This is a genomic window from Streptomyces sp. NPDC025784 (genome assembly GCF_055558435.1).
On record NZ_JBVHMN010000002.1, the window covers coordinates 156,387 to 167,037 of the forward strand.

Annotated in this window: 9 protein-coding genes; 3 read left to right on the forward strand and 6 right to left on the reverse strand. The window is 71.6% G+C overall.

What is annotated here, in order from left to right:
• Positions 1 to 7: 7 nt before the first annotated feature.
• The 4 genes from ACZ4IF_RS06805 to ACZ4IF_RS06820 all read right to left on the reverse strand — a co-directional run bounded on the left by ACZ4IF_RS06805 (position 8) and on the right by ACZ4IF_RS06820 (position 6,215).
• Positions 8 to 802, reverse strand: a complete 795-nt coding sequence (locus ACZ4IF_RS06805; protein WP_467561091.1) for an SDR family oxidoreductase — start codon at positions 800 to 802, stop codon at positions 8 to 10.
• Positions 803 to 1,008: 206 nt separating this feature from the next.
• Positions 1,009 to 2,589 (reverse strand): GMC oxidoreductase, encoded by a 1,581-nt coding sequence (locus ACZ4IF_RS06810; RefSeq protein ID WP_467560223.1) that lies wholly within the window; start codon positions 2,587 to 2,589, stop codon positions 1,009 to 1,011.
• A 120-nt stretch (positions 2,590 to 2,709) separates the two neighbouring features.
• Positions 2,710 to 3,681, reverse strand: coding sequence for a cyclase family protein (locus ACZ4IF_RS06815; protein ID WP_467560224.1), 972 nt, complete (start codon positions 3,679 to 3,681; stop codon positions 2,710 to 2,712).
• 158 nt (positions 3,682 to 3,839) lie between these two features.
• Entirely contained in the window at positions 3,840 to 6,215 is a 2,376-nt protein-coding gene (locus ACZ4IF_RS06820; protein WP_467560226.1) for an alpha-L-fucosidase, read from the reverse strand.
• A gap of 352 nt (positions 6,216 to 6,567) precedes the next feature.
• Between ACZ4IF_RS06820 and ACZ4IF_RS06825 the strand changes: the two genes are divergently transcribed.
• Entirely contained in the window at positions 6,568 to 7,908 is a 1,341-nt protein-coding gene (locus tag ACZ4IF_RS06825; RefSeq protein WP_467560228.1) for an amidase, read from the forward strand.
• A gap of 86 nt (positions 7,909 to 7,994) precedes the next feature.
• On the opposite strand, the gene ACZ4IF_RS06830 is transcribed toward ACZ4IF_RS06825, so the two are convergent.
• Together ACZ4IF_RS06830 and ACZ4IF_RS06835 are read right to left on the reverse strand one after the other, a co-directional pair.
• Complete coding sequence (locus tag ACZ4IF_RS06830; protein ID WP_359487869.1) at positions 7,995 to 8,477, reverse strand: GNAT family N-acetyltransferase; 483 nt, start codon at positions 8,475 to 8,477, stop codon at positions 7,995 to 7,997.
• Positions 8,478 to 8,535: 58 nt separating this feature from the next.
• Complete coding sequence (locus ACZ4IF_RS06835; protein ID WP_467560231.1) at positions 8,536 to 8,709, reverse strand: hypothetical protein; 174 nt, start codon at positions 8,707 to 8,709, stop codon at positions 8,536 to 8,538.
• A gap of 507 nt (positions 8,710 to 9,216) precedes the next feature.
• On the opposite strand from ACZ4IF_RS06835, the gene ACZ4IF_RS06840 reads away from it, so the two are divergent.
• Both ACZ4IF_RS06840 and ACZ4IF_RS06845 read left to right on the forward strand, forming a co-directional pair.
• Positions 9,217 to 9,777, forward strand: coding sequence for an HD domain-containing protein (locus ACZ4IF_RS06840; protein WP_467560233.1), 561 nt, complete (start codon positions 9,217 to 9,219; stop codon positions 9,775 to 9,777).
• A gap of 25 nt (positions 9,778 to 9,802) precedes the next feature.
• On the forward strand, positions 9,803 to 10,633 hold the full coding sequence (locus ACZ4IF_RS06845) for an SDR family oxidoreductase (RefSeq protein WP_467560235.1): 831 nt from the start codon (positions 9,803 to 9,805) through the stop codon (positions 10,631 to 10,633).
• Positions 10,634 to 10,651: the final 18 nt, after the last annotated feature.

Below are 10,651 nucleotides of genomic sequence, written 5' to 3' on the forward strand. Positions count from 1 at the left end.
AGGGGTGTCAGCCGCCGGTGGCGAAGCCGGGGAAGAGGGTCATCCCGCCGTCCACGTAGACGGTGGTGCCCACGACGTAGTCCATGAGGTCCGAGGCGAGGGCGACGACCGCGCAGGCGATGTCCTCGGGGTCGCCGATGCGGTCGTACGGGATCAGCCGCAGGAGGTCCTCGCGGGCCTGAGGTGTCTCCCAGGCGCTGCGGTTGATGGGGGTCTTGATGGCGCCGGGGGCGACCGCGTTCACCCGGATCTTCTTCGGGGCGAGTTCCTGGGCCAGCGTCTGCATCATCATCTGTACGCCGCCCTTGGAGGAGGCGTAGTTGACGTGCCCGGCCCACGGGATGATCTGGTGCACCGAGCTCATGCAGATGATCTTCCCTGCGGCGCGTGACACCTCGGGGACGACGCCGCGACGCAGGAACTCCTTCGTCGCCTCCCGGGCACAGAGGAACTGGCCGGTGAGGTTGACGTCCAGCACCTTCTGCCACTGGGCGACGGTCATCTCGGTGAAGGCGGAGTCACGCTGCAGCCCGGCGTTGGCGACCAGGATGTCGATGGTGCCGAACTCCTCGACCATCCGGTCCGTCATGGCGACGACCTGGTCCTCGTCGGAGACGTCCGCCTCGTAGGCCGCCGCCCGCACCCCGAAGGCGGTGATCTCCTCGACCACCTTCTCGGCTTCCTCGGCGCCGGCCACGTAGTTCACGACCACGTCCGCTCCCGCGCGGCCCAGAGCGACGGCCGTGGCCCGGCCGATCCCGGAGTTGGCTCCGGTCACCAGCGCCTTCTGACCCTTGAGCAGGTGGGCGGGGACCACGCCCTGAGGTGCGCCCTCGGAACTCACGATGACTGTCTCCTCGATCACGGGACCCGGTCTCCGGGCCGCGGCCCGGAGATCTCGGGCGTCAGACGATCACCGTGAACGCGTGCGCGCATGTCGGGAGCCGCTGTGTTGCGCTGGGCGGCTGAGGAACATCGCCCGGTCGGCGGCGGGGCGCCGGCGGTGCTTCAGGACAGCCGCTCGACGATGTGGTCGCCGACCCGGAGGGCGTTGGCGATGGCCGTCAGGGACGGGTTGACCGCGCCGATGCTCGGGAAGAAGCTCGTGTCCACGACATAGAGGTTGTCGAGTTCGTGAGCCTTGCAGTTGACGTCCAGGGCGGAGGACGCCGGGTCGTCGCCGAACCGCACGGTGCCCGCCTGGTGGGCGGTGGCACCGATGGGCATGCCCTTGTGCAGGTAGATGCTGTGGGGCAGCAGATGGTGCTCGCGCATGCCCAAGTGGCCGAGCATGTGCTGGAGCTTGTGCCGCAGGCGGTCGAGACCGGCGATGTTGTTCTTCTCGTCGAGTGTCAGCCGGATACGGCCGTCGGTGTCCAGGGAGACCCTGTTGCCGGGCTGCGGAAGGTCCTCTCCGCACAGCCAGAAGTCGACGGCGTGATGGGCGAGGACCTCGAACGGCATGTCCGGTGCGACCGCCCCGGCCCACCGCGGGGCCTCGCCGTGGATCTGCTCGGCGTCCGACTTGCCGAGCATCTGGATTCCCCCGAGGGGGTAGTCCCAGTCGTCCGCGCCCAGATACCAGTCGTGCAGGGCCAGAGTCTTCTGGAACTGGGTGTCGTTGGGTTCCTTCGAAATCGCCATCAGGGCAAGGTTGTTGTGGCGCATGTAGTGCCGGCCGACCACGTCCGAGCTGTTCGCCAGTCCGCCCGGGTGCCGGTCGTTGGCCGAGAGCAGCAGCAGGACCGCGGAGTTGACCGCCCCGCAGGCCACGACCACGATGTCACCCGAGAAGCGGGCCTGTTCCGCCCCGGGAAGCTGGGCGACCACCGCGGTGACGCTGCGGCCCGTCGGGTCGGTCTCCAGGCGCGTCACACGGGCGTTGGTGACGAGCTCGACGTTCGGGTGCCGCAGGGCCGGTTCCACGCAGATCACCTGGGCGTCGGACTTCCCGCGGACCAGGCACGGGAAGCCGTCGACCCGGTTGCAGCGGATGCAGACACTGGAGTGGGTGGCCCCGCCGCTCGCGTCCTGGGTGAGGTCGACGCCGATCGGCAGGTGGAAGGGGTGCAGTCCCCGCTTCTCCAGATCGTCGCTCAACTGCTGGATGCGCGGCTCGTGTTCGACCGGAGGGTAGGCGTACTGACCGCTGTACGGGCCTTCCCACGGGTCCTCACCGTGCCGGCCGTGCACCAGGTAGAGGTGTTCGGCCTCGGTGTAGTACGGCTCCAGGTCCTCGTAGCGGATCGGCCAGGCGGGAGAGACGCCGTCGTGGTGGCGCAGTTCCCCGAAGTCCTCCGGACGCAGCCGGAACAGCGCGGCGCCGTAGAACTTGGTGTTGCCGCCGACGTAGTAATTGACCTCGGGCGGGAACTCGTTGCCGTCCTTGTCGAGCCAGAATTCCGGCGCCCGGTACTTGCCCTTGACGAACACGGCCGTCGAGTCCCAGTTGTCACGTTCGCGCGGCAGGTAGTCGCCGCGTTCGAGGACGAGGACATGTTTGCCGGAGGGGGCGAGCCGGTGGGCGAGCGTGCCGCCGCCGGCGCCGGTGCCGATGATGATGACGTCATAGTGGGGGAAGTCGCCCACGGCGACCACCGTCCTCGCTCGTGCGGTCTCGGAGCGGTGCCGTCCGCCTCGGTCCTCCCCTCTTCGAACATATACGGCCCGCGTCGGCGCGGCACCCGGAGCGCCGTCGGGCCCCGTCCGTCACAGGACGGCGATGGGGTTCACCGGAGAGCCCGTCGCCGACGGCAGCCGCAGGGGCGCGACCACGCACAGGAAGTGCCGGCGGCCCGACTCCTCGCACACCGGCACGAGTTCCTCGAAGTCCAGGTAGTCCATGAGGTGCATTCCCATGGCCTGCACGGCCAGTACGTGGACGGGGAACGCGACGTCGGCCACCACGCTCGGGGCCGTGTCGTTGTTGCCGTCCGATCCGAGGGCGGCGACGCCCCGCTCGGCCAGGAAGTCCATCGCGCTCGGATGCAGGCCCGCACGTGCCCGTGCCGCGTCCCAGGGACCGAGGCTGCGACGCCGCAGGCGGTGCCCCACGCGCACGAACAGCAGGTCGCCCGGGCCGACCGTGACATCCTGGGCGGCCTCGGCGGCCGCCAGTTCGTCGGCGGTCACCGCGTCGCCGGGGTCGAGCCACGGCACGCCCCGCAGACGCGGGATGTCCAGGAGGACCCCGCGGCCGACGATGCCGTCCCGCACGAGGTCCACCGTCAGCACGCCGGCACCGTCGGGTGTCACGGTGCTCGCCGGGACACCGCCGTAGAGCTCACCGCCGAAGATCACATGGCACAGCGCGTCCAGGTGGCTGTCGGCGTCGCCGTGCACGTTCATGGCGAATCTGTCGAGGGCGAACCGGAGTCCGTGCCCGTCGGCGTCCCCGTCCGCCGGGGCGATCATCGAGTGGGTCGCCGGGTGCGGGTCGTCCGGGCCCGGGCAGGTCTCGACGGGAGCGGCGAGCGACACGGTGCGTCCGGACCGGACCCCGGCCGCGGCGGCCACCACGCGTTCGGGTGTGAGGCGGCTCAGCGTTCCGCGCAGGCGGTCCGTGCCGCCGGCGAGGGCCTGGGCGCGCAGCCGGTCGTACAGGGACCGGAAGGCCGCCCCGGACAGGGGTGGCGGCGCCGTCACGTGCGACGGTGCGGGGTCGTGCCGGTCCGGGCTCATGACGACGGCGGTCGCCGGGGCTCACCGGGGCGGATGCCGGGGGGCCCGGTTCCGTACGGACGATGCGTCACGTGAGGTCCTCCTCGTGAGCGCGGGCTGTGCTTCCAATGTCGGCCTCCGCGGGGCCCGGCGCATCCCGGGCCCCGCTCCCCCGCCCGCTACACCTGCCAGTCCACCTTGAACACCCACACGTACCGTCCCGCCCGACGGGCGGCCTCCGGTACGTCGATCACCAGCGCGCCGTCGCGCACGGTCCAGCTCAGCGGCCGGTCGTGGCCCAGCATGGTCACCTTGTCCCCGGAGCGGACCGGCACCGGTGCCTCGACGGTCAGCCGGGCGCCGGGGGCGGCCAGCGAGTGGATGTAGAAGGCCTCGTTCTGCCGCACCGTGAACCGCAGGTCCTCGCCGAGCTGCGCCATCCGCGACCAGTACGTGGTGTCGTAGATCGCCTCACCGTTGGTCCGCAGCCAGCGGCCGGTCTCACGCAGCCGGGTCTGCATGATCTCCGGAATGGTGCCGTCGGCGCGCGGGCCGATGTCGAGCAGGAAGTTGCCGTTCTTCGAGACGATGTCGACGAGGCTGCGGACGACCTCCTCCGCGGTCATGTACTCGGCGTCCGGCGTGGCCCGGTTGTAGCCGTAGCTGAACGGGTCGAGTCCCCTGCTGGACTCCCACTTGGCGACGACGGTGTTCTCGTACGTCGTGTACTCGGGTGTCGTGAAGTCGTGGAAGCCGATGCCCGCACGGTTGTTGACGGCCACCTCGTACGGCTGCGGGCGGTTCTTGCCGTGGTTGAAGTACTCCGCGAGCACGTTCAGGCTGTCGTTGGCGCCGCCGATGTCGCACCACAGCAGGGACGGGTCGTAGCCGTGGATCAGCTCCAGCATCTGCGGGGCCTGATAGTCCTTCACATAGTCTTTGCCCGCCGTGTATCCGGTGTACGGGACGGGCTCCTGGGTGTACGGATTGCGCGGGGCGTGACCCATCCAGGGGTTGTCGGGGTTGAACCACTCGGGCATGGAGAAGTACAGGCCCCGGTGCAGTTCCGGCGTGAACCGCTCGGAGGCGTCGAAGAGTTCGCGGACCAGATCGCGCTTCGGGCCCATCCGCACCGCGTTGCGGTCGGCGACCTTGGTGTCCCACAGGGCGAATCCCTCGTGGTGCTTCGAGGTCAGCACGTGGTACTGGGCTCCCGCGTCGCGGAACAGCTCCACCCAGGCCCGGGGGTCGAACCGTTCGGCCGTGAACATCGGGATGAAGTCGTCGTAGGCGAAGTCCTCACCGTACGTGTCCCGGTGGTACGCGTGGACGGCGTTGTCCGGGCTCTGCATGTGGTTCCAGTACCACTCGGCGTACTGCTTGCCGACGGGCGACCAGGCGGGCACGGAGTAGACGCCCCAGTGGATGAAGATGCCGAACTTGGCGCGGTGGAACCAGTAGGGGGCCTGGTGGCCGGAGAGCGACTCTTCGGTGGGCCGGTAGTCCGGGGTCCCGAGCGTGAGGTCGGCGGCGGTGGAGGCGGCCCGGCCGCCGCGTCCGCCGGCGGTGACCGTGCCCCGCCGGACGCTTCCCGGTGTCGTGCCCACGCGGTTGCGGATGCCGACCCTGACGCGTGCCTGCTCGCCGGGGTCGAGGCGGGTCACGTGCGCGGGCTCGACGGTGCGGGCGCCCGCTACGTCGACATCGACGGTCACCCGGTCCGCGGCGAGGAGGGTGACCGAGCCGGCGTTGACGACGGTGGCCTCGACGCTCTGGGCTCCGCTGGACTCCAGGAGCGAGACGGTGGAGTGCGCGTCCCGCAGGGCCAGGGCCCGCCCCTGGGCGGCCGGTTGCAGGGACAGGGCGAACACGTGCAGGGAGGTCTTGTTCGCCTCGGCGGGGTTGGTGGTGGGCAGGGTCAGCGCGACGGCCTCGCGCTGCGGGTCCATCCAGACCTCCGCCGTGCCGATCCCGACGGGGTGCGCGTCCTTGGTGCCGTCCGGCTTGTAGCGGTACGGCGCCGACAGGGAACCGCCCCCCGCGTACCAGTCGGAGCCGCCGAGTCCGGCGCTCGTCGTGGAGCCGTCGGCGTAGTGCACGGTGGCCTGGCCCGAGGCGTTGCCGTAGCTGCCCGCGGTGAGGAACAGGGCGGACAGGTAGCGCCCCTTGGGCAGGTCGATGCGCTGCCCGAGGGCGACCACGTTGTTCTGGGCGCCCGCGCCGGAGGAGGGGAACCGAAAGGCGATGCCGTTCACCTCGACGGGGCCGGCCGGGAGCTCCTCACCCGGGAAGGTGTAGCCGGAGCCGTCGAAGTTCCCGCCGCGTGCCGCGGCGGTGTCGAGGCCGTCGTTGTCGAAGTGCGCGTCGAGCGGGACGGGGAGCGGATCGGGGACCGTGACCCACTGGTCCGCGGCTGCCTCGCCGGCCGCCCCGGCCGGCTCGGGGTGTCCCTGTTCCGCGGTCCCTGCGTGTGCCGGGCCGGCGAGGGGAAGGGCGGCCGCGGCGGCGGCGCCCGCAGCGGCCCCCAGTACCTGACGTCTTGGATGCATGCTCATGAGCGGCTCCATTCATCGGATGTCTGATGATTGATGCGCCGCAAAAAGCTGTCAATGGGGCGTGCAGGACCGGAAGTTGGAGTAGTGATCGGATGATCTCCCGACCGTCGGACACACATGAGGGCTGCGCCACCGCTGTCCACGAGGTTCGCGGCGCAGGTCCGGGAGGCGATACCTCTCGACGCGGCGCCCCGGCGCGGGCAGAGTGCTCCTCGCACTACTCACGAGTACGGACTCGTCGACGTGCGGGGAACGCCCCGTGTGCGCGAGTTCGGGTGAGCGTTCGCGCACGAGCACCGGGAAGCGCGCACGCGCACCACGAGACGCACACGTACGAGCCCTAGGAGCGCCCGTGACCACCTGGGTCGGCCGGACCGCCGCCGAGATCGCCGCAGCCGTTCGCGAGAAGCGGGTCACACCCCGCGAGGTGACGGCCGAGCACCTCGCGCGGATCGAACGCCTCGACGGCGCGATCGGCGCGTTCCGCACCGTCCGGACCGGGTCCGCCCTCGCGGAGGCCGAGGCGCTGGCCGCGCGGGACCTCGACGGACTCCCCCTCGCGGGCGTGCCCGTGGCGGTCAAGGACAACCTCGCGGTACAGGGCGAGTCGAACCGCAACGGCTCCGCCGCGACCCCGGACACGGCCGCGGCCCACGACCATGTGACGGTGGCCCGGCTGCGTGCGGCGGGCGCCGTGGTCGTGGGCCTGACGAACGTGCCCGAACTCTGTGTCTTCGGCACCACCGACGGCGTGCACGGCACCGCCCGCAACCCGTGGGACACCGCGCGCACGGCGGGCGGCTCGTCGGGCGGCAGCGCCGCCGCGGTCGCCGCCGGGATGGTGCCGATCGCCCTCGGCAACGACGGCATGGGGTCACTGCGCATCCCGGCCGCCCACTGCGGTCTCATCGGTCTGAAGCCGGGCCACGGGGTGATCCCGGCGGACATCGGCCACGGCGACTGGTTCGGCATGTCGGAGAACGGCCCGCTGGCGACGACGGTGGAGGACGCGCGACTGATGTTCTCGGTCCTCGCCGACGGCGGGGCGGCAGAGCCCGGGGACACCACCGCCCGGAAGGTCGCCCTCTCCGTGCGCAGTCCGCTGGCCGGAATTCGCGTCACCCGGCCGTATACGACCGCGGCCCGGCAGGCCGCGGAGGCGCTGGCCGGTGCGGGCCACCAGGTGCGGCCCGCCGAGCCGCCGTACCCCCTGTGGCTGGGCACGACCTCGCTCGCGCACTGGACGGCGGGTACCGCCGTGGACGCAGAGGACCTCGACCCGCGCCGGCTCACCCGGCGCACCCGTGTGCACGCCGCCGTGGGACGCCGCTTCGTGGCCGGGGTGCGCACCAGCGGGCGCCGCGAGGAGCTGCGCCGGCGCCTGGAGCCGTTCTTCGAGGAGCACGACGTCCTGCTCACACCGGCGCTCGCCCGGCGCGGTCCGGCCGCCGCGGCCTGGCACGAGCGGGGCTGGCTGCGCAATCTGCTGGCCAACAGCGCCTGTTCGCCGATGACTCCGCCGTGGAACCTGACCGGCTGGCCGGCGATGTCGGTGCCCTTCGGCACGCTGCCGGGCGGCGCTCCGTGCGCGGTGCAGCTCGTGGGCCGCCCCGGCTCCGAGTCCCTGCTCCTCGACCTGGCGGGCCGGCTGGAACAGGCGCGCCCGTGGCGGCGGACCGCGCCCGTGGAGTAGCACGCGGACGCTTCCCGCGGCGCGGACGACCCCAGGGCCTGCCCGGCCGGACAGGCCCTGGATGTCTCGTTACACGTGGACGGGCCCTAAAGATCCCGGTACATGATGTGCAGCCCCACCAGTCCGTACCGGGCATGCTCGTACGCGTCCGGCACCGTGCCGAGGATCCGGAAGCCGAGCGAAGTCCACAGTCCGACGGCGGGGTTGGTCTCCACGACGGCGTTGAAGACCATGCCCCGGTAGCCGTCGGACCGGGCCTGGGCCAGGATGTGCTCGGCGAGCGCGCGGCCGATGCCGCGTCCCGAGTGGTCCGGGTCGACCATGAAACCGGCGTTCGCGATCCGGGCGGCGGGGCCGCCGTAGTTGGGGGCGACGTAGGCCGATCCGACCACCGTCCCGGAGTCGTCCTCGGCGACGAACACATGCTTGCCCGGCCCCGCCCACAGGACGCGGGCCGCCTCCTCGGAGGTGTCCGGGTCCCAGGCGTAGGTCTCGCGGGCGGCGACGATGCGGTGCCAGAAAGGCCAGATGCTCGCCCAGTCGTCGGCCGCGGCTTCTCTGATCAGCATGGGCGTGAGTCTGGCACGCCCATGCCGACGGTGATCGCGACGTGCCTCCCGCGGAGCGTCAGTCGACGCTGGGCAGGATGTGCGGCTCGGCGAGGTCGTCCTCGTACCCCGCGAGGCGGATCGGGGCGGACCTGGCCCACACGTCCAGGCTGCCGAGCTTCTTCTCGGTCCCACGGCCCGTGCGCTCCGTCTGTTCCTTGGGGCGCTGATCGCGATCTTTCTCCGGTGTCACCGCGCACTCCTTATGTGTCGGGTCACCCTCGGGACGTCACCACCGTCGCTCCGGTCGCCTGACGCCCGCTCGGGTCTGAGTCGAAGGCAGTGAGAGGACGCGGTGGCGCCGGTAACTCGTGTGAGAGCACGCCGTGGTGACCGGCTTGTCCCGGGACGGACCGTGGGTGTGGGTGGAACACCAGAAGGGCTGTCCGTCCGATACAGATTAACCAAATGAGCGGGTGGCCGCTCGATGGGGCCGAAAACAAAACGTTACTGTCACAAGTCGCGGGACGCCCATCAGGCCCGGATCTGCGGCGATTTGAAACATGATGCCCTCTTCGCCACCACCCATTTGGCTCAATTCCGACCATCGATGGGCGACTCGGGAACCGACGGCCGACGGGACCGGCACCGGGGCCGCTTCCGAACACGGGCGTGCAGTTCAGGTCCCGTTGGCCGAAACGCAAGGCGGACATGATCTGCTGACGCACGGCAACGGCTTTTCTCGCGGGAGGACTGACGCATGGAACTGCGCAGCGTCGAGGAGCTGATGGATCTGCTGCACGCCTGCCGGGGTGCCTGGGACAGCCCGGACTGCAGCGGCGACCCCGTCGATCTGCATGATCACGCACTGCAGACGGCCGCGCTGCTTCGGCGCGGCCGTCCCAGTGACAAGGAGCTCCAGGTGGCCGGCCTGGTGCACGACATCGGGCACCTGATCAGGCCCGGGGACGACGCCGGCCATGCCGGCCACGCCGCCGACGCGGTCCGCCCCCTGCTCGGCGAGCGGGTCTCCCGCCTGGTCCGCCTGCACATGACGGCCGAGCGTTACCTCGCCGCCACGTCACGGGGCCGGGCCCTGTCCCCGCAGAGCGCGCTGACGCCGACCCGCCAGGGCGGACCGATGACGCCGCGGGAGGCGGCCGCGTTCGAACACGATCCGCTGGCCGAGGACGCGGTGACCCTGCGGCAGGCCGACGACGCGGGCAAGGTGGTCGGCCTGGACGCCGGGGTCATGGAGGACTGGCGCACGGTGCTGGAGCTGGTCGCCGCACAGCATGCGCGGCTCGGGGCTGTCGACTGACGGTCCGTCATGAGACGGTACGCGGATGACTCCGACGTCTCCGTACGGGTTCGAGGGCCGGGTCGCCATCGTCACGGGCGCCTCGCGCGGCATCGGCCTCGCCGTCGCCGAGGCGCTCGCCGAGGCGGGGGCCCGGGTGTGCGTCACCGCACGGGACGCGGACGCGGTGCACCGGGCCGCGAAGCGGGTGGGCGGCATCGGACTGGCGGGCTCGGTCGCCGATCCCGGGCACCTGCAGGAGCTGACGGACCGCACGCTCGCGGAGTTCGGGCGCATCGACGTCGTGGTGAACAACGCGGCGACCAATCAGCCCTACGGCCCCCTGATGGACGCCGACCCGGACCGCTGGCGCGCGGCGTTCACCGTCAACGTGGAGGCGCCGCTGCGCCTGGTGCAGCACGCCTGGCGGGCCTGGATGGGCGAGCACGGCGGCGCGGTCGTCAACGTCTGCACGGAGGGCGCCGGCCATGTCGGCCCCCGGGTGGGCGCGTACGGCACCAGCAAGGCCGCTCTGCTGCACCTGACCCGCCAGCTCGCGGGCGAGCTGGCGCCGAAGGTCCGGGTCAACTCCGTCTCCCCCGGACTCGTCCGCACCGAGATGGCCCGCTTCGTGTGGGAGGGCTGCGAGGAGGAACTGGGGGCCGGACTTCCGCTCGGCCGGCTGGGACTGCCCGAGGACATCGCCCGCGCGGTGGTCTGGCTGGCCTCGGACGCGGCCGAGTGGATCACCGGCGCGGACCTGCTGGTCGACGGCGGAACCCGCGTCCGGGCCGCGTACGCCCCGGGCGGGGCGGACCGGGCCGTCCAGGACCTTCTGCGGACCCGCACCCCCGACTCCGGGCCCGGCGCCGACTAGCCGGGACCGCGCACACGG